Source organism: Gordonia sp. 135 (assembly GCF_009720185.1).
In the GTDB taxonomy this organism is placed as follows: Bacteria; Actinomycetota; Actinomycetes; order Mycobacteriales; family Mycobacteriaceae; genus Gordonia; species Gordonia alkanivorans.
Window position 1 is genome coordinate 2,183,784 of the sequence record NZ_CP046257.1, and the last position, 20,059, is coordinate 2,203,842.

The following is a 20,059-nucleotide window of genomic DNA, read 5'->3' on the forward strand; positions in this document are numbered from 1 at the left end:
GGGGTGCGGGTCGCCGACGGCCGGGACACGGTCGGCCGGTTGGTGATCGCGATCCATCACCTCGGTGTCGACGCGGTGTCGTGGCCGACGATCGTGTCCGGCCTGGCCCGTGCCTGGTGGCAGTACCGCAACGGCGACGAGCCGCACGTCACCGCTCGCGGGACGTCCTTCCGCCGGTGGGCGCAGGTGCTATCCGACCTCGCCGACCGCGACCACGAGATCGACTGGTGGACAGAACAGTTGCCGCCGGCCACCGCATCCGTGCTCGACCCGGTCCGAGACCGGTTGCGGACCGGCGTCTCCGCGACCCACTTCGTCGATCCCGACCGCACCGAGACCGTGCTGGGACGGGTCGCGGACGCGTTCGGTGCCCGACCCGACACCGTGCTCGCCGCGGCCCTCGCCCACGCCCTCGCCACCGGGCCGGCCGCCGGTCGACTCGGGTACGACGCCCCCACGGTGTCGATGCTCCTGGAGAACCACGGGCGTGAGGAGTCCGTCGCCCCGGGCGCCGACCTGAGCGAGACCGTCGGCTGGTTCACCTCCTTCGTGCCGGTCGGCGTCGACATCCCCAGGGCCGGGACGTATCCAGGACGTGACCTGGCGACGATCCTCAAGTCCCTCAAGGACCGGCAGAAACGGATGCCGGACAACGGCATCGCCTTCGGCGCCCTGCGGTGGTCGCGCCCGGGCTCACCCCTGCGCGACCGGCCGCTGCCGCCGGTGACCGTCAACTACCTGGGGAGCCTGGCCGGTTCGGACGACGACGCCGACACGGCGGCGACGGAGTTCCTCCCGGCCGGCGACGCGCCGGCGCTCCCGCCGTCGGTGACCGGCGACATGACCGCTCTCGCCGCACTCACCGCAACCATGGGGGTGGTGCCCTCCCCGCAGGGACGCTCGTTGCGGCTCGATCTCACCGCGCCCGCAGCGGTGCTCGGTCGCGACGTCCTCCACGACGTCGCATCTCGATGGGATGCGGCCCTGTCCTCCCTGGCCGCATACGTGGAGTCGGTCGGGGATTCGGGGCCCAGCGAGACCGACATCATCGGCGGTGGACTGTCGCAGACAGAGATCGACGATCTGGTCGGCCGGTACTCGGCCGGACGTTCTCACACCACACCGACGATCTGGCCGCCGACCCCGCTGCAGCAGGGACTGGTGTACGAGGCCGAACGTCTCGCCGGTACCGCCAGGTTCGACGGCGCGGCGCATCCGACCGATCCCTATGTGACACAGTCGATCATCGAGTTCGCCGGAGACCACGCGCCGACCGCGCTGCTGCCGGCTGTCCGGGAACTCCTGGCGCGGCAACGGGTCCTGCGGTCCGCGTTCACCCGGACCGCGTCCGGTCGACCCGTCGTGGTGATCCCGCCGGGGGATCACGAGGCGGCGACGGACCCCGACTTCCGCGGGATCGACCTGACGGGAGCTGACGTCGCGGATGCGGCGGAACGCATAGCCGAACTCGCCGAGGAGGATCGCACCAGGCCGTTCCACCTCGATACGCCGCCGTTGATCAGGTTCACCGCCGTCTCGCACGGCAGCGTCGACGGTCCCGCACACACCGTGGTGATCACCGCGCACCACATCATCCTCGATGGTTGGTCGGGACCGATCCTTGTCGCCGATCTTCTCGCCGCCCACCTCGGCCGTCCCGCGGTCACGCCGGCCGCCGACATGGAGACCTACCTCGAGTGGCTCGACCGCCGGGACCGGGCAGCCGCGGTCACTGCCTGGCAGGACGTTCTCGCCGATGTCGCACCCACCCTCGTCGCGCCTCACCACGTCGCCCGCGCCCGCCAGGAGGAGCGTCGTCCGTACGAGATCGCCGTCCGCCTGGACGCCGTTGGTCGCTCGCGGCTGGAGGAACGAGTCCGGCAACTCGGCAGCACGACGAGTACCGCGCTCCACGCGGCGTGGTCCATCCTGCTGTCGCGCCTGACCGGCGAACGACGCGTCGTCTTCGGGGAGACGGTGTCGGGCCGGCCGGCGGACCTCGACGGTGCCGACGCCATGATCGGGCTCTTCATCAACACGGTGCCCGTGGTCGCCGACGTCGACCCGGACCGTACGGTCGCCGAGCTCGTGACGACACTCCACGAGTCCCGCACCGGTCTGGTGGACCACCAGTTCCTCGGGCTGGGCGAGATCACCCGCGCCACCGGGCATCCCGCGCTGTTCGACACCCTGGTCGTCTACGAGTCCTATCCCGTCGACACGGGCACCGTCCTGGAGGGTTCGCGCACATCCGGGCTCGAGATCCGCGACGTGACCACCTCGGACGCCACCCACTATCCGCTGGCGCTGATCGCGGCCCCGGACGCCGACGAGTTGTCGCTCACGGTGAAGGCCGATCTGACCGCCGTCGACGCCGAGATCGTCGAGGTGATCGCGTCATCGCTGGTGGATCTCCTCCAGACACTTGCCGACGACCCCGCCACGCCGGTCGCGGCGCTCGACCCGATGCCCGCGGAGATGCGTGGCACGGTCGAGGCGTGGTCGCGGGGTGCGGTGGTGGAGTTGGGGTGGGGTGGTCGTTCGGTGGGTTCGGTGGTGGCTGAGCGGGTGGGGTTGTCGGGGTCGCAGGTGGCGGTGTGGTGTGGGGATCGGGTGGTGTCGTATGGGGAGTTCGGTGGGTTGGTGGCGGGGGTTGCGCGGCGGTTGTTGGGGTTGGGTGTAGGGGTGGATTCGGCTGTTGGGGTGGTGATGTCGCGGTCGTTGGAGTTGTTGGTGGCGGTGCATGCGGTGGTGGTTGTGGGTGGGCGGTATGTGCCGGTGGAGGTGGATGCGCCGGTTGAGCGGGTGGGGTACATGTTGTCGACGGCGGGTGTGGGTGTGGTGTTGACGCGGGTGTCGGAGGAGGTGGTGGTGCCTTCTGGTGTGGAGTGTGTGGTGGTGGATTGTGGTGTGGGGTCGGATGTTTGGGGTGGTGCGGGTTCGGTTTCCGGTGGTGTTGGTGGGTTGGGTGCGGTGGTGGATGAGGTGGGGGTGTTGTCGCCGTTGGTGGGTGTGTACACGTTGTTCACGTCTGGGTCGACGGGTCGGCCGAAGGGTGTGACGGTGTCGCATGGGGCGGTGGTGAATCGGTTGGGGTGGATGCAGTCGTTGTTCGGGGTGTCGGCTGGTGATGTGGTGTTGTGGAAGACGCCGGTGTCGTTTGATGTGTCGGTGTGGGAGTTGTTCTGGCCGTTGATGGTTGGTGCTTCGGTGGTGGTGGCGGAGCCGGGTGGGCATCGGGATCCGTGGTATGTGGCGTCGGTGGTGGAGCGGTTTGGTGTGTCGGTGTGTCATTTTGTGCCGTCGATGTTGTCGGTGTTTGTTGATGCTTTGCAGGGTTCGGGGCGGGATTTGGTGGGGCGGGGGGATTCGGCGTCGGCTGGGTTGGGGTCGTTGCGGCAGGTGTTTTGTTCGGGTGAGGCGTTGGGTGTTGCTGGTGTGGAGGGGTTGCGGGGGTTGGTGCCGGGTGTGCGGGTGGTGAATTTGTATGGGCCGACTGAGGCGGCGGTGGATGTGACGTCGTATGTGGTCTCGGGTGGTGAGGTGGTGGTGCCGATTGGTCGTGCGGTGCCGAATGTGTCGGTGTGGGTGTTGGATTCGCGGTTGCGGCCGGTGCCGGTGGGTGTGGTTGGTGAGTTGTATCTGGGTGGGGTGCAGGTGGCTCGGGGGTATGCGTCGCGGTCGGGGTTGACTGCGGAGCGGTTTGTGGCGGATCCGTTTGGTGGGTCTGGGTTGCGGTTGTATCGGACGGGTGATCGGGTGCGGTGGTCTGGTGTTGGTGAGTTGGAGTATTTGGGGCGTAGTGATTTTCAGGTGAAGTTGCGTGGGCAGCGGATCGAGTTAGGGGAGATCGAGTCGGTCCTGCACACCGCACCCGGCGTTGTCGCCGGGGCGGTTCTGGTGCGCGACGATCGACTCGTCGCCTACGTCTCCGGGGACGCCGACGTGACGCAGGTACGTGAACATGCCGTGCGTAGCCTTGCGCCGTACATGGTGCCGGCCACCGTGGTCGCACTCGACGACATGCCGCTCGGAACCTCCGGCAAGATCGACCGGAGAGCTCTTCGGGCACCGGAGCTCGGTCCGCGTGAGATCGTGGCGCCGGCATCTGACACCGAACGCCTGATCACCGAGATCGTCGCCGACGTCCTCGACCATGCCGTCGAGCGGGTGTCGGCCACCGACAGCTTCTTCGAGATCGGCGGACACTCGCTTTCCGCGACCCGGGTCGCCGCCCGGCTGTCGCACACGTTCTCGCTGCCGTTCACCGTTCGTGAACTGTTCGACGCCCCGTCCGTCCGTGCCATGGCCTCGTGGGTCGATGAGCGTGTGGGTGGCGCTATGGGCGCCGCGCTGTCGGCCTCCGGTGAGCGGGCCGGCGATGAACTGCCCGACCTCGGCTCCATCCCGCGTCCGTCGCGCCCGCCCCTCTCTGCGGCGCAGCAGCGGATGTGGTTCATCAACCAGTTCGATCCGGCGTCACCCGCGTACAACATCCCGTTCGCGATGCGGCTGCACGGCCGGCTCGACACCGTCGCCCTGCGCGCTGCCCTGGCCGACGTGATCGCCCGTCATGAGGTGCTGCGCACCAGGTACCCGCAGGATCTCGACGGTCGGCCATGGCAGGACATCCTGTCGGCCGACGAGGTGACCGTGGACCAGTGGTGGCGCGACGGCGACGTGGAGACCCTCACATCCACCGGCTTCGACGTCACCCGCGAGCTGCCCATTCGCGCCGGGATCGTCGCCGAGTCCGACGACCACATCCTGGTGGTCGTCCTCCACCACATCGCGGCGGACGGTGAATCGCTGCACCCGCTCGTCGACGACCTCTTGCACGCCTATGCCGCGCGTACCGCGGGACACGCACCCGAACGTCCGCCGCTCGAGGTCCAGTACGCGGACGTCGCCCTGTGGCAACAGCGCGTCCTCGGGTCGGTGGCCGATGCGGACTCCGAGCTCGGCCGGCGGGCCCGGTGGTGGCAGGAGAAGCTCGCGGACCTGCCCGACGTTCTCGAACTCCCGGCCGATCGCCCGCGGCCGCCGGTGGCATCGCACCACGGTGCCGTCGTCGAGTTCGAGGTGCCCGAAGACCTGGCGTCGTCGATCGACGGATTCGCACGTCGCCGCGGGGTCACCGCGTTCATGGTGTTGCACGCCGCGGTGGCCGTCGTGCTGTCCCGCCTGGCGGGCTCCTCCGACATCGCCCTCGCCACCCCGGTCGCCGGTCGTGGACGCGCGGAACTCGACGCGCTGGTCGGCATGTTCGTCAACACCGTCGTCCTGCGCACCCAGGTCGATCCGGGTGCCACGTTCGGCGAGGTGATCGGGCAGGTCCGCGACACCGACCTCGACGCGTTCGCGGCCGCCGACGTTCCCTTCGAGCATCTCGTCGATGTACTCGCCCCGACCCGCAGCGAGGCGTTCGCGCCTCTGGCCCAGGTGATGCTGACGCTGGAACAGTCCGCGATAGGCGACATCTCGGTGCCCGGCCTGACGGTCACGCCCGTCGCCGCGGGTGTTCCCGCCGCGCGGTTCGACCTCATGATCGGTATGACGGCCGCACGCGACGCGGCCGGCGATCTGACCGCCCTGTCCGGGCGGATCGTCTACGCCACCGATCTCTTCGAGGACCGCACCGTCCGCCGTCTGGGTGAGCGGATCGTCGACGTCCTCACCAGCGGTCTCGCCGACGACACCATGGTGGTGGGCGACATCGACCTCGCCGACGCGACCGAGCGCGCGGCCATCGCGGACTGGTCGCGGGGTGCGGTGGTGGAGTTGGGGTGGGGTGGTCGTTCGGTGGGTTCGGTGGTGGCTGAGCGGGTGGGGTTGTCGGGGTCGCAGGTGGCGGTGTGGTGTGGGGATCGGGTGGTGTCGTATGGGGAGTTCGGTGGGTTGGTGGCGGGGGTTGCGCGGCGGTTGTTGGGGTTGGGTGTAGGGGTGGATTCGGCTGTTGGGGTGGTGATGTCGCGGTCGTTGGAGTTGTTGGTGGCGGTGCATGCGGTGGTGGTTGTGGGTGGGCGGTATGTGCCGGTGGAGGTGGATGCGCCGGTTGAGCGGGTGGGGTACATGTTGTCGACGGCGGGTGTGGGTGTGGTGTTGACGCGGGTGTCGGAGGAGGTGGTGGTGCCTTCTGGTGTGGAGTGTGTGGTGGTGGATTGTGGTGTGGGGTTGGATGTTTGGGGTGGTGCGGGTTCGGTTTCCGGTGGTGTTGGTGGGTTGGGTGCGGTGGTGGATGAGGTGGGGGTGTTGTCGCCGTTGGTGGGTGTGTACACGTTGTTCACGTCTGGGTCGACGGGTCGGCCGAAGGGTGTGACGGTGTCGCATGGGGCGGTGGTGAATCGGTTGGGGTGGATGCAGTCGTTGTTCGGGGTGTCGGCTGGTGATGTGGTGTTGTGGAAGACGCCGGTGTCGTTTGATGTGTCGGTGTGGGAGTTGTTCTGGCCGTTGATGGTTGGTGCTTCGGTGGTGGTGGCGGAGCCGGGTGGGCATCGGGATCCGTGGTATGTGGCGTCGGTGGTGGAGCGGTTTGGTGTGTCGGTGTGTCATTTTGTGCCGTCGATGTTGTCGGTGTTTGTTGATGCTTTGCAGGGTTCGGGGCGGGATTTGGTGGGGCGGGGGGATTCGGCGTCGGCTGGGTTGGGGTCGTTGCGGCAGGTGTTTTGTTCGGGTGAGGCGTTGGGTGTTGCTGGTGTGGAGGGGTTGCGGGGGTTGGTGCCGGGTGTGCGGGTGGTGAATTTGTATGGGCCGACTGAGGCGGCGGTGGATGTGACGTCGTATGTGGTCTCGGGTGGTGAGGTGGTGGTGCCGATTGGTCGTGCGGTGCCGAATGTGTCGGTGTGGGTGTTGGATTCGCGGTTGCGTCCGGTGCCGGTGGGTGTGGTTGGTGAGTTGTATCTGGGTGGGGTGCAGGTGGCTCGGGGGTATGCGTCGCGGTCGGGGTTGACTGCGGAGCGGTTTGTGGCGGATCCGTTTGGTGGGTCTGGGTTGCGGTTGTATCGGACGGGTGATCGGGTGCGGTGGTCTGGTGTTGGTGAGTTGGAGTATTTGGGGCGTAGTGATTTTCAGGTGAAGTTGCGTGGGCAGCGGATCGAGTTGGGGGAGATCGAGTCGGTCCTGCACACCGCACCCGGCGTTACCCAGGTCGTGGTGTCCGTGATGGAACTGCCCGCCGGAGAGCAGCTGGTGGCCCACCTGACCGGATCGGATGTCGACCTCGACGCCGTCCGGACCGTGGCCGAGAAGCTGCCCGGCTACATGCGTCCCACCTCCTGGGTGATCCTCGACGAGATGCCGTCGAACACCGCGGGCAAGATCGATCGCAAGGCGCTCCCACATCCGGCGTACGCTGCCGACGAGTATGTCGCCCCGTCGACACCCGTCGAGACCGCCGTCGCCGACATCTTCGCCGACGTGCTCGGCATCGACGAGATCTCGGCCGGCACGAGCTTTTTCGACGCCGGCGGGAACTCGCTGGCAGCAACGCGTCTCGCGTCGCAGTTGGGGCGGACACTCGGCGTGCCGGTGACCGTGCGCGACGTCTTCGACGAACCGACCGTGCGCGGTCTCGCCGCACTCGTCGGGCGATCCGGCGTCGACGCCGCGGCCCCCGGCGTCGAGGTGGGCGAGAGGTCCGCCGGATCGTCGTCACGCCCCGACGTCCTGCCGCTCTCGAGTGCGCAACGACGCATGTGGTTCCTCAACCAGTTCGAACCCGACGTCGCGTCGTACGTCATCCCGTTCGGATTCCGTATTCGCGGACAGTTCGACGTCGAGGACGTGCGGCGCGCGATCGGCGACGTGATCGCGCGGCACGAGATCCTCCGGACCACCTATCCGCTCGGCCCGGACGGCAGACCGCACCAGGCCGTCGCCGATGATGCCGGATTCGACTGGCAGGTGGTCGATTCCGACGCCGAGGCGATGGCAGTTCCCTCGATACCGTACGACCTCACCCGGGACCGGCCGCTGCGGGCACGCTTGCACGCCGACCCGGCCGACGGTGCGCTGCTCGTCATCGCGGTTCACCACATCGCCGCGGACGGTGCGTCGGGACCGGTTCTGGCCCGCGACCTGCTCACCGCCTACCTCGCACGACGAGACGGCGGGACACCGGACTGGACGCCGTTGCACCGCCAGTACGCCGACCACGTCCTGGAACTCCGTGACAGCGACGCCACCGCGGTCACCCGACGGCAGTGGTGGGCGGACCGCCTCGCCGGTGCGCCCGCGCTTCTCGATCTCCCGACCACCCACCCGCGACCGGCGAACCGCGAGACACGCGGTGCCACGGTCGACTTCACGATTCCCGGTCGGGCCGCGCTGGCTGCCGCCGACCTCGCCCGGGCCACCGGGACCACCACGTTCATGGTGCTGCACGCCGCTCTCGCGGCGCTTCTGAGCCGTCTCTCGGGTAGCGAAGACGTCGTCATCGGCACCGCCACCGCCGGACGGGACGGCGAGACCGACGACCTGATCGGTATGTTCGTCAACACCGTCGTCCTGCGCAGCCGGGTCGCGGCCGAAGACGGTTTCGCCGACCTCCTCGCCGAGATCCGCGACCGCGACCTCGACGCCCTCGCGCACGCCGACGTTCCCTTCGATGAGGTGATCGACACGCTCGGGGTCACCCGGGCCGCGTCGTACGCACCGCTCGTCCAGGTCCTGCTGACGACCTCCGAGGCCACAACACTGCCCGCGGACCTGTCGACAGAGCTGGCCGGTCTCGACATCGGTCCGGTGTCGGTGGTGGACGACTCCGCCAAGTTCGACCTCACGATGGCGGTCCGCACCGACGGGGCGGCGGGTGCTCCGTGGCGAGGCACCCTCACCTACGCCACCGACCTCTACGACGATGCCGACGCCCGGCGCCTGGCCGACCGATTCGTCGGCCTCCTCGTCGGGGCGGTCGCCGACACGACCACGCCGGTCGGAGATCTCGAGCTGCTCGCCGGCGACGAGGACATGGCGCCGCTGGTCTCCGGTGAGCCGGACCCGGCCGTCGTGGTCCTTCCCGATCTGTTCGCCGCCGCCGTCCGGTCGCGCGGCGGCCATCCTGCCGTCGTCGACGACCTCGGCACCTGGACGTACGAGGAGCTGGACAACGCCAGTTCCCATCTCGCCGCCGAACTGGTCGAGCAGGGCGTCGGCCCGGACGATGTCGTGGTCTGCTCGTTCGGACGGTCGGCACGGGCACAGCTCGCCTTGTGGGCGGTCGCCAAGACCGGCGCGGTGTACTGCCCCATCGATCCCCGCCATCCAGCGGATCGCATCGCCCGCGTGGTGGGTGCCGCGCGCGCGAGAGTGGGGCTCACCGACGGCTCGGTCCAGACGGCCGGCGAGGAACTGTGCTGGCTGCGGCTCGATCCGGACCGGGCCGCCGAACTCCGGTCCCGAGATCGTCGGCCCACCCCCGGGATTCGACGCCCCGTGCACCCCGACGACGGCGCGTACATGATCTTCACCTCCGGTTCGACCGGCGTGCCCAAGGGCGTCCTCGTGACCCACCGCGGCCTGGCGGGAGTGGTCACGGCGCTGCGCGAGCGCCACGGATCGGGACCGCAGGCCCGATGGCTGGGCATCAGCTCTCCCGCCTTCGACGCCGCGATCCTCGAGATCCTCGGCGCCTACGGAAGCGCGGCCACCCTCGTCGTCGTCCCGCCGGAGATCTACGGCGGACGTGAACTGGCGGACTTCCTCACGACGCATCGCACCACGCACGCTTTCCTGGTCACCTCGGTGGCCGCCTCACTACCGAACCCTGCGTCGTTGCCGTTCACCGACGTGCTCGTCGGCGGCGAAGCCGTCCCCGACGCCGAGAAGGACCGTTGGGCTGCGCATACCGCCTTCCACAACGGCTACGGACCCACCGAGACGACGATCATCAGCGTCACCTCGCCGGCGATCGGCATCGACGAGCCGGTCCGGTTGGGACGTCCCGTTCCCGGCGCCTCCGCGCACGTCCTCGACGGCCGACTCCATCCGGTGCCGCCCGGCGTCGTCGGCGAGCTGTATCTCGCCGGCGGCGAGCTCGCCCGGGGTTACCACGACCGTCCGGCCCTCACCGCCGAGCGTTTCGTGTCGGCTCCGTTCGGACCACCGGGCAGCCGCATGTACCGCACCGGCGACCTCGTCCGCCGTTCGCGCACCGGCGAACTCACCTATGTGGGGCGCAGCGACTTCCAGGTGAAGCTGCGCGGCCAGCGCCTGGAACTCGGCGAGATCGAGGCGGCGCTGACCGCACATCCGGCCGTCCGCAACGCGGTCGTCATCGGTGTGGGCGACCCCGCCACCGGGCTGGCGGGGTACGTCGAACCCCTCGACCCGAGTGCCGACCTCGACATCGCGGACCTCCGTGAACATCTCGCCGCACAGCTGCCGCCGTACATGGTTCCCGCGAGTCTCTGTGTCCTCGAACAACTCCCGCGCAACCCGGTCGGCAAGATCGACCGGCGGCAGCTGCCGGAGATCGACACCGCCGACGACGCGGCCGGCACCCACGCACCGCCGTCGGGTCACACAGAACGAATCCTCGCCGCGATCGTCGCAGACATCCTCGACCTCGAGAAAGTCTCGGCCACCGCGGATTTCTTCGCCATCGGCGGGAACTCACTGTCGGCGACCCGACTGAGCGCGCGTGCCGGGGACCAGTTCGGCGTCCGCCTGGGTGTCCGCGACATCTTCGAGTCGACCACCGTGCGTCGGCTCGCCCGCCGGATCGAGACCGCCTACGACTCGGAGCCTCCCCGGGCGCCACTGGTCCGGGTCGTCGAGCGCCCGCACCGTATTCCGTTGTCGTATGCGCAGCAACGCATCTGGTTCCTCAACCGCTTCGAGCCGGAGTCGGCCGCCTACACCATCCCGTTGGCCGTCCGGCTACGCGGTCCGCTCGATGGGTCGGCGCTGCGCGACTCCGTCGTCGATGTGCTCGCGCGGCACGAGATCCTGCGCACCGTCTTCCCGGCCGACGCGGGTGAACCCTTCCAACGGATCCTGGACGTCGACGATGCCCGTGCGGCACTGCGGTGGGAAACCGACACGCTGACCGCCGATTCACTCACCGCCGACGATCTGCCCCTGCTCCTCGGTGAGCCCGGTTTCGACATCACCACCGAGATCCCGCTGCGCGTGCGACTACTGGCAGTAGGAGGCGACGGCACAACCGGTGACGATCACCTCCTCGTCGTCCTCGTCCACCACATCGCGGCCGACGGCGAGTCGATGCGACCGCTGCTGTCCGACCTGTGGACGGCGTACCTCGCGCGTGCCGAGGGACGGCCACCGGCGTTCACCGAGCTCCCCGTCCAGTTCGCCGATCACGCACTGTGGCAACGGCAGACGCTCGGCGACGTCGGAGCCCCGGACTCGGTCCTCGGCAAGCAGGTCGGGTACTGGGTCAACCGGCTGTCGGGCTTGCCCGATCTCCTCCCGCTGCCGACGGATCGCCCGCGGCCACCGGTCGCCTCGCAGCGTGGCGGACGCGTCACCGCGGAGATCCCGACCGGCCTGGCCGCACGGATCTCAGCCTCGTCCCGGCAACGCGGGATCACCGACTTCATGACCATTCATGCGGCCCTCGCAATCCTCCTGGCCCGACTGTCGGCGAGCCGCGACATCGCGATCAGCACGCCGGTCGCCGGGCGTGGCCACGCTCATCTCGACGACCTGGTCGGCATGTTCGTCAACACTCTGGTCCTGCGGAGCGAGGTCGACCCGGCCATCGACGTCCGGGATTTCCTCGACCGCGTCCGCATCGACGACGTCAACGCGCTCGCCCGCGCGGATGTCCCGTTCGACTACCTCGTGGACCGGCTGTCCCCGGCGCGATCCGAGGCCTTCGCCCCGTTGAGTCAGGTGATGTTGTCGGTGCTGCACGGTTCCGGCACTGCCGAGACGGCCGGCGGTGCCGACGAACCGGGCGAACTCCGCCTCGAACCCATCGCGGTCTCCACCGGCACCACCCGGCTGGACATGACCGTGGCCGTCAGCGTCGACCCGGGCGGGTCGTGGCCGGTCGAGATCGTCTACGCCACCGACCTGTTCGACGCGTCGACGATCGAGGTGATGATCACGCGGCTGATCCGGGTGCTCGACGCGCTCGCCGACCCGGAGATCGACGGTCAACCGGTCGGTGAGATCGATCTGGCCGACGATGCCGAGCGCGCGCGGATCGACGAACTGGTCTCCGGCCCGGACCTGTCCGTGCCCTGGTCGACGGTCTCCGAAGCGGTCGACGCCGCGGCGCGACGCGAACCCGACGCGGTGGCGCTGGTGGCGGGGGACCGAACGCTGACGTACGCGGAGTTCACCACCCGGGTGTCCGACTTGGCCCAGCGGCTGGCCGACCACGGCGTGGGGCCGGATGTCGCGGTGGGCGTGTGCATCCCGCGTTCCGTCGAGCTCGTCCTGGCGATCCATGCCGTGGTCGCCGCCGGTGGTGGCTACGTGGTCATCGACCCGGCAACACCGGTGGAACGACTCGCGGCGATGATCGAGGCGGCATCGATCTCGGTGATCCTGACCGCCGACCCCCGGCCCGAGGTCCTCGTCGGCGTCGCGTCGGACCTGCTGGTGGTGGACGCGGCCACCCCGATCGCCGACGGTCACGTCGCTGCCGTGTCGCGCACTGCATTCCGTCGGGCGGTGAACCCGGACAACGCTCTGTACACGTTGTTCACGTCGGGCTCGACGGGAACTCCCAAGGGAGTCACGGTCAGTCACCGGGCAGTCCTCAACCGGCTCGCGTGGATGCACGTCCGGGAACCGCTCGGTGCCGACGACGTGGTGATGCTGAAGACCCCGGCCACCTTCGACGTGTCGGTGCCGGAGTTGTTCGCCCCGCTGATGGCCGGCGCCCGACTGGTGATCGCCGAGGACGGCCGGCACATCGATCCCGCCTATGTCCTCGACGAGGTCCGGCGTCAGCGGATCACGTCGATCCACTTCGTGCCGTCGATGATGGCGGCGTTCGCCGAGTACGTCGGCGACGACCCCGAGCGGCGCGCGGCCCTGGCGACGTTGCGGCGCGTCCACGCCTCTGGCGAGGCGCTGCCCGCCGCCACCGCGCATGCGATGGGTGCGCTCGTCCCGGATGCGGACATCGACAACCTGTACGGGCCCACGGAGGCCGCGGTCGAGGTCACCGCGTACCGCCTCGGCACCGACGAGGTGACGGTGCCGATCGGACGGCCGATCGCGAACACCACGACCTGGGTCCTCGACGACCGGCTGCAACCCGCACCGATCGGGGTGGTCGGCGAACTGTATGTCGGCGGCGGGCAGCTGGCCCGCGGGTACGCCTCCCGCCCGGATCTCACCGCCGAACGATTCGTCGCCGACCCCACCGGCCGCCGGGGTGCCCGGCTGTACCGGACCGGTGACCTGGTCCGATGGAATGCGGCGGGCGAGCTCGAGTACCTCGGCCGCGCGGACTTCCAGGTGAAACTCCGCGGCCAGCGCATCGAGTTGGCGGAGATCGAGTCGATCCTCGCGCAGGTCGACGGCATCACCCACGCCGCGGCGACCGTGCGCAGCGAACCGTCGGGCGAGGTCCTCGTCGGTTACCTCGCCGGCGACGTCGACCTTGATGCAGTACGGGCGCGCGTGGCCGAGACACTGCCGCAGTACATGCGACCGACGCAGTGGGTGATTCTCGACGAGGTCCCGCTGACCTCCACCGGCAAGCTCGATCGTCGTGCCCTGCCCGCGCCGACCGCGGTGTCGGACGAGTTCGTCCCGCCCGCCGATGGGATCGAGCGGGCCCTGGCAGCTGTCTTCGCCGACGTCCTGGCGCTCGACGAGGTATCGGTGACGGTGCCGTTCTTCGACCTGGGCGGGCACTCGCTGGCCGCGATGCGTGTCGTCGCCGGAGTCGCCGAACGGCTCGGGGTGGACATCGACATCCGCGACGTCTTCAGTGCGCCGACCGTACGAGAACTCGCCCGCACGCTGACCCAGCGGAGGCTGTCCGCGCAGCCGTTGAATCGCCGCCGACGCCCGGAGCGGATTCCGCTGTCGTTTGCGCAGCGACGGATCTGGTTCATCAACCAGTTCGACGTGGCGTCGCCGGTGTACAACATGCCCGTCGCCTTCGATGTCCTCGGCGACCCGGATCCCGCCGCGATGCGGGCGGCCTTGCTCGACGCCATCGCCCGACACGAACCGCTGCGCACCGTCTATCCGATGACGGCCGACGGGACACCGGTACAGCTCGTCCTCGACCCATCCGATGCCGCGACCCGTCTGCGGTGGGACGAGACGACCGACCCCGATGCCGTGATGGCCGTCTGCGCCGAGGGATTCGACGTCACCGTCGACCTTTCGGTGCGCGCGGCGATGTCACCCGTCGACGGCGGTTACCGCGTCGTCGTGGTGATCCACCACATCGCCGGTGATGCCGCCTCCCTGCAGATCCTGACCGAAGAACTGCTGGTTGCCTACCAGATGCGAAGGGCGGAAACGGATTTTCCCGCACCGGAGCCCCTCCCGGTGGGTTACGCCGACCACACGCTCTGGCAGCGCGAGGCACTCGGCGACCTCGACGACCCGACCTCGCTGATGGCTGCCCAGTACGACTACTGGTCGACGGTGCTCGACGGCATCCCCGCGGCACTCGACCTTCCGACGGACCGGCCGCGACCACCCGTGATCGACCACCGGGGCGGACGACTGCCGATCGAACTCGGACCCGAACGCAGTGCCGCGGTCGTCCGCACCGCACGGGCGTCCGGGCTGACGCCGTTCATGGTGTGCCACGCCGCATTCGCCGCCGCGCTGGCCAGACTCGCCGACGTCGACGACGTGAGTGTCGGTGCTGCCGTGTCGGGCCGTGGGCAGGCCGCGACAGCGCGCATGATCGGCATGTTCATCAACACCGTCGTCCTGCGCACGAAGATCGGTGCCGACGACACCGTCGCCGATCTGCTCGAACTGGTACGCGAGACCGACGCATCCGCATTCGCCCACGCGGACATCCCGTTCGAGACGCTCGTCGAACGCCTCGCGCCCGTCCGGTCCACCGCGCACGCCCCGCTCGTGCAGGTCATGATCAACTACCTGGCCGACGCCTCTGCAGGGCAGGTCGACCAGCCGTCGGCACCGTCGGAGATCGCGAACGGACTGCGGGTACAGCCGGTGGACCACGGGCCTCCGCCGGCCAAGGTCGACCTCACCCTCGGGCTCGTGGAGACGACCACCCCCGACGGGATCGTCATCACCGGTGAGATCGACTATGCGGCGGCACTCTTCGAACCGCAGACGGTTTCCGTGTTCCGCGATGTCTTCCACCGGATCATCGATGCGATCACCGCGGACGAACCGACCACCACCGTGCTGGGTGAGATCGAGCTGGTGACCGAGAACGATCGCCGCCGACTCGGTGCTGTGAACGCACCGGGCGCGGTCGTCGTCGACACCGCCGGGCGGGCGTTGCCGCCTCGAATCCCCGGTGAACTGCGCACCGACGATCCCTCGACCGGCGTGCTCGCACGGTGGCTGGATGGTGATGAGGAGCCGCGGATCGAGGTCCTCGGCCGCCTCGATCGTCAGGTCCGGGTCGGCGGGTTGCGCGTCGATCTCGACCTGGTCGAGACGACACTCGCCGAACTCGATGGTGTGCGAGTGAGTGGCGTCGTCGCTGTCCAGAACGGCGACGATGTCGAGATCCACGGGTGGGTGAGCGTCGACTCCGAGGGGATCACCACTGACGACCTTCGCCGAGCCGCCGTCGAAGTGATTGCACCGCATTGTGTTCCGTCGGTCCTGACCATCGTCGACGAGGTCCCGGTCGGGGACGACGGACGACCCGACCATGCGCGGATGTCGACGATGATCGGCGAAACCGCTCACGACGCACACGTCGCGGATCAGCCGGTGGCGCCGGCCGGGAAGTGGGAGGTGCTCGTCGCCGAGTGCATGACCGAGGTCACCGGCGTCGCGGTCACGAGCGCAGTGCAGGGATTCTTCGACGTCGGCGGGACGTCGCTGTCCGCGGTCCGTCTCGTCGCCGAACTACGCCGCCGCACGTGTATTTCGGTCGAGGTCGCCTGGGTGTTCGCCGGACCGACGCCTCGCGACCTCGGTGCGCGGCTGGCTGCACACCTCCAATCGGAAGCCGCCGGAGCGGATACGTCCGATCCGACGAACGGCGGCGTCGTCGTACCGCTGCGCCGGGAGGGCTCACGGAACCCGGTGTTCTGTGTGCATCCCGCCGACGGGTTGGCGTGGTTGTTCGCTGGTCTCGCACCCCATCTCGACGACCGGCCGGTGTACGGAATCCAGGACCCGTACGTGGTGGCCGGCGATCTCCCCGACGCCACGGTGCACGATCTCGCCGTGCGCTACGTCGACGAGATCCGACGCATCGCGCCCGCGGGGCCGTACCACCTGCTGGGGTGGTCGATCGGTGGCCTGATCGCACAGGAGATGGCCGTCGAACTGCGGTTGCGCGGCGAGGACGTCGGATTCCTGGGTCTGCTCGACAGTTATCCGGCCGACGACGTCGAGCCGGCGACGAGTTGGACGGACGAGGGGGAGATGTCGATGGACATCGACGCCCGGGAGTTGGCCTCGGAGTTGCTGGGCGGCTGGCGTGAGGTCGTCGACGTCGATGAGCTCGTCGACCCCGACGATCCGGGATCGGTTGCGCCGGAAGCGATCGCCGCCGCGGTCCGGGACAAGGTCACCGGACTCGGGTTGCTCGATGCGGAGTCGTTCGATCGGATGCTGAAGCGTATGACGAGTTCTGCCGAACGCACCATCTCGCACCGGCCGCGGCCGTACGACGGCGACACCATGCTCATCGTCGCCGCCGACAGCGTCACCGAGGAATCGGCGGATGCGGGCCCGCGCCGCTGGGCGCCCTACCTGGGCGGTGGCATCACCCGGATCGACATCGACACCGACCATCTCGGCATCGTCGGCAGCGATGCGCTGTCGGAGTTCGGGCCGCGGATCGACGCGGCGCTCAGCGACTTGGAGTCGCGGCGTCGGTGACGGCCGGAAGGTCCGCGAGCACCGCAGGCAGCGCCTCGTCGTGCACGATGACGAGTCGCTGGGTGGCACGGGTCAACGCGACGTACAGGTCGCTGAGACCGCGCGGTGACTGGGCGATGATCGCGGCCGGTTCGACCACGATCGTGGTGTCGAACTCCAGACCCTTGCAGGTGCGGACCGTGTAGACCTTCGGGGCATCGACGCCCTTCGCGTCGAATGCGTCCGGGTCCAGAGCGGCGTTCACCGCATCGACCAGCGTGTCCGGGACCACGACGGCCGTGAGTCCCTGGGGTTCGGCGAGGTCGACGGCGCGGAGGACGCCGGCCGAGATGCCCTCCGCGTCACCGGTGTCGCCCACCGCGATCGCCACCGGTTCGATACCGTTGCTGCGCAACGACGTCGGCGCGGTCTCCCCGTTGCCGATCTCGTCGAGAACACGAGCGGCGTACGTCATGATCTCGCTGGGCGTGCGGTAGTTCACCGACAGTTCCTTGAACTGCCAGCGCTTGGCGACGTACGTCTCGAGCACCTCACCCCACGACCGGGTGCCCGCCTCGTCTGAGGTCTGCGCGGTGTCGCCGATGATGGTCATCCACCGGTTCGGGATGCGGCGCATCACCATTCGCCACGCCATCGGCGAGAGTTCCTGGGCCTCGTCGACGATCACGTGCCCGAAGGTCCAGGTGCGGTCGCCGTAGGCGCGTTCGGCGGTGGTGGCGCGGCGGGTCTCGGTCTGACGCGACGCCAGCTGTTCGGCGTCGATCAGGTCGTAGGCCATCAGGATCTCGGGATCGAGCTCGTCCTCGAGATCCTGTGGGGCCGAACCCGTCAAGATGTCGAGCGCATCCTGCGCCTCGGCGAGCTGGCGACGCCAGCGTGCGCGTTCGGCACGTTCGGCGTCGTCGGTGCCGTAGCCGATGAGTTCGGCCAGCTCGTCGAGGAGCGGCACGTCGGCGGGGGAGAAGTCGTCCCCGGTGGTCGAGTAGGTGCGCGGTTCCCGCAGCAGCGCCGCACGGTCGGCGTCGGACCAACCGGGTGTGGTCTTACGGATCGCCCGTTCGTCGGTGAGCAACTCGCGCAGCATGTCCTGCGGCGTCAGCGTGGGCCAGAACTTCAGCAGCGCCGCACGGATGTCGGGATCGTGGCTCATCTCGTCGCGGATGTCGGCGATGTCGGCGGGGCTCAGGAGCTGCGAACCGTCGAGCAGGCTGGAACCGATGGTCGAGGCATGACGTCGGGCGAGCTCGGCGAGACCGGCCTTGAGGAAGGCGTTCTGGGACTGGTTGTGCGCGCGACGTGTCGAACGGGCCTTGGCCCGTGCTGCCTTGACCAGTTCGGAGTCGATCTCGACCCGGTAGCTGTCGAAATCCACCGGCTCCGGCCGGGACGGCAACGACTGCTTGGCCCGCACCGCACGTTTGAGGACGTCGACCATCCGGAGGCCGCCCTTGACGCCGGTGGTGACCCGCGCGTCCTCGCTACGGGCCCGGACACCGGGGAACAGGTCGCCGATCGTCGAGAGCAGGACACCGGACTCGCCGAGGGACGGCAAGACCTGACCGATGTAGCTGAGGAAGTCGTCGTTCGGTCCGATGATGAGAATGCCGCTGCGCGAGAGGATCTCACGATGCGTGTAGAGCAGGTACGCGGCGCGGTGCAGCGCCACGGCCGTCTTGCCGGTTCCCGGCCCGCCCTGGATGACCGTCACGCCTCGGTGCGTCGACCGGATGATGAGGTCCTGCTCCCGCTGGATGGTCTCGACGATGTCGGTCATCTCGCCGGTACGCGCCGCGTTGAGGGCGGCGACGAGAGCGGATTCGTTGACGACGTCGCCGTGACCGAAGTCGTCGAGCAGGGCGTCGCCTGCGGTCAGCGATTCGTCGCTGACCCCGCGGACCTTGCGGCTGCGGGTGCGGATGTGGCGACGGCGGGCGACATCCTCGGGGGCAGCCGGCGTGGCCAGGTAGAAGGGACGTGCGAGTGGTGCGCGCCAGTCGAGCAGCAGCGTCGCGTCGGTCGCGGTGTGGTCGTGAGTACCGTCGTCGCCCAGGCCGTCGTCGAGCACACCGATACGGCCGATCCGCCGGATCTCGCCGTCGTCGAGGTCGAGGCGCCCGAAGTACAGATTGTGTTCGGCGGCATCGAATTTCGCGAGGTCCTCGTTGTACATCCGCTCGTAGGACTCGCGCTCCGAGAGCGCCTGCGGGGTTTCGCCGCGCTCGCTGAGGGTCGAGGACAGGCGACGCTGCGTGGTCCGGCGCATCCGGTCGAGACGGCCGTAGACGCGGTCGAGATGTTCCTGTTCCTCGCTGATCCGAGGGTCGGTGTCGGGGGACAGTGCGGTCACGCCACAACTCCTCGCGCATTGACGGGCCACGCCGACCGTGACAGTCCGGCAGCTCTGATCAGTCCAGTGACCCGGGTCGCGTGATCCGCGATCGCCAGGCGAGCGCAGACCTCGGCCGCCGAGCCGTGTAGATCGGGGTCGCCGAGATGTCGCGCCAGCCACCCGAAGACACCCGCCTGGCTGCCGAACGGCAATGGCGTCCCGGCCGAGGGGTCGGCCAGGACTCCGTGACGCGACACGTAGATGTCGAACTCGTCCGGAGAGGCGGGACCGTCGGCGGGCAGCCGAGGTTCACCGAGAATGAGGGGATGGTCGTGCGTGTTCACTGTCCGTCGATCGTAGTTGGGTTCGGTGAGATCCAGCGCCTCGGTCTGCCGGGGTGAGAGCCAGGCGGCCACCGCCTCCAACGAGCCGTGACCTGTGTGAACGGGTGCCGCGGGCACGTATCCACGTGCCGCGACGTGTGCGGAATGGCCGACTGTGATGTTGGCGACCCGCACCGGCGTCAGATGCAGGACGCCGGCGGGGTCGAGGTGACCGAGCTTGCGGCGCAACACGCTCGGCGCCGCGTTCGAGCCGACCGCGACCACCAGACGCGTACCGGCTGGGGGAGCAGTCGGCGGGTCCCGCTCGACCACAACGGACGCGGACACCCAGGGATAGTTCTCTGGTGGGTGTGCCGCGTCCGTGTGGTGGTCGGTGGTGCTCAGCGTCGTA

At 69.0% G+C, this 20,059-nt stretch carries 3 protein-coding genes (1 of these 3 running past the window's edge); 1 reads left to right on the top strand and 2 read right to left on the bottom strand.

From position 1 onward, the window contains the following. Positions 1–16,995, top strand: partial view of a non-ribosomal peptide synthase/polyketide synthase gene (locus GKZ92_RS09895; RefSeq protein ID WP_155225228.1) — the 3' portion only. It extends 9,063 nt beyond the left edge of the window; the window shows 16,995 of its 26,058 coding nt (coding positions 9,064–26,058); its start codon lies off the left edge, out of view; the stop codon is at positions 16,993–16,995. On the opposite strand, the gene GKZ92_RS09900 is transcribed toward GKZ92_RS09895, so the two are convergent. Both GKZ92_RS09900 and GKZ92_RS09905 read right to left on the bottom strand, forming a co-directional pair. Next, positions 16,967–19,342: a HelD family protein gene (locus tag GKZ92_RS09900; RefSeq protein ID WP_035752186.1), complete on the bottom strand. Its 2,376-nt coding sequence runs from the start codon at positions 19,340–19,342 to the stop codon at positions 16,967–16,969. The genes GKZ92_RS09895 and GKZ92_RS09900 overlap by 29 nt on opposite strands. Beyond that, complete coding sequence (locus GKZ92_RS09905; protein WP_035752188.1) at positions 19,339–19,995, bottom strand: hypothetical protein; 657 nt, start codon at positions 19,993–19,995, stop codon at positions 19,339–19,341. The genes GKZ92_RS09900 and GKZ92_RS09905 overlap by 4 nt, the downstream gene beginning before the upstream one ends. Between the last annotated feature and the right edge of the window lie 64 nt (positions 19,996–20,059).